Source organism: Enterobacter sp. SECR19-1250, from assembly GCF_013391025.1.
GTDB classification, from domain to species: domain Bacteria; phylum Pseudomonadota; class Gammaproteobacteria; order Enterobacterales; family Enterobacteriaceae; genus Enterobacter; species Enterobacter cloacae.
Genome location: NZ_JACASJ010000290.1, coordinates 1 through 878 on the forward strand (window position 1 = coordinate 1; position 878 = coordinate 878).

The following is an 878-nucleotide window of genomic DNA, read 5'->3' on the forward strand; positions in this document are numbered from 1 at the left end:
GTGATCTGATCCTTCAACTCAGCAAAAGTTCGATTTATTCAACAAAGTCCTCTGGATATGAAATCCATGTACGTTGATTAATGATTTTCAATTGAACTTATCAAAAGGACCCTGAGTGATGAATAACTATATTTTCGAAGCATTTGGTGAGTACAAAATTTATATAGCGTTCTTTTTGGCGATATTATTTTTTATGAAATCACCAAGCATCAGTTTCTTTACTGGACTCATTCTAAAATTATTCCGCATTAAATACTCTGATAAAGAATATGTCGAGTACGACGAGATGCTTTATAATCAGCAATTATTCAGGTTAAAGAATGGCGTGAGAGTTGCCTCTGCTGATGATGCAAAATTAATTTCTAAGGCTCTAAGCGAAGGAATAATTGAACGTTCAACATTGCGTTTCACAGGGTGGTTTGGCGCAGTGGGAGTCAAGAGAACGATGCGTCTGGAGTCTGTTAGCACGACTTTTTTCGGTGTTCTGTTCATTTTTACCGCTTGTAGCATCCTCTACGATGCGCCTTACATGAAAGCAGGTTATGTCACATACAATGTCAGCGATACAGAAAAATTATATATTTCTAAACACCGGGTATATGATAAAAATAATAATAACTCCTGGAACAAACTTCAATGTCTTAAAATCATCCAAGATGAAAAATCCATTCAGCATCTTAAAGATGCATGTATTTATATCACAACTGATGACCTTGACCTACGAACAGAATTGCAGGATGCAATTGAATCTGAATCAACTGAAAAAAAAGTTCTCGCTGCGCTCGTAGTCGCACTGACAGCAATAGGTGGCTTGATAATAGTAGGTGATGTAGCCCCCTGAAACACCGGACAGTAGCTGTATCTCCAGATAAGAGATA

Annotated in this window: 1 protein-coding gene; it reads left to right on the plus strand. The window is 37.2% G+C overall.

Annotation, left to right across the window (positions count from 1 at the left end; translation table 11 throughout):
• Window positions 1-118: 118 nt before the first annotated feature.
• The gene (locus HX884_RS26660; RefSeq protein ID WP_218620156.1) at window positions 119-841 is read left to right on the plus strand and encodes a hypothetical protein; all 723 of its coding nucleotides are present in this window, start codon (window positions 119-121) and stop codon (window positions 839-841) included.
• Window positions 842-878: the final 37 nt, after the last annotated feature.

What these genes read in the sequence shown, in the direction of transcription:
- HX884_RS26660 (WP_218620156.1), top strand. Translation starts at nt 119, where the DNA reads ATGAATAACTATATTTTCGAAGCATTTGGTGAGTACAAAATTTATATA.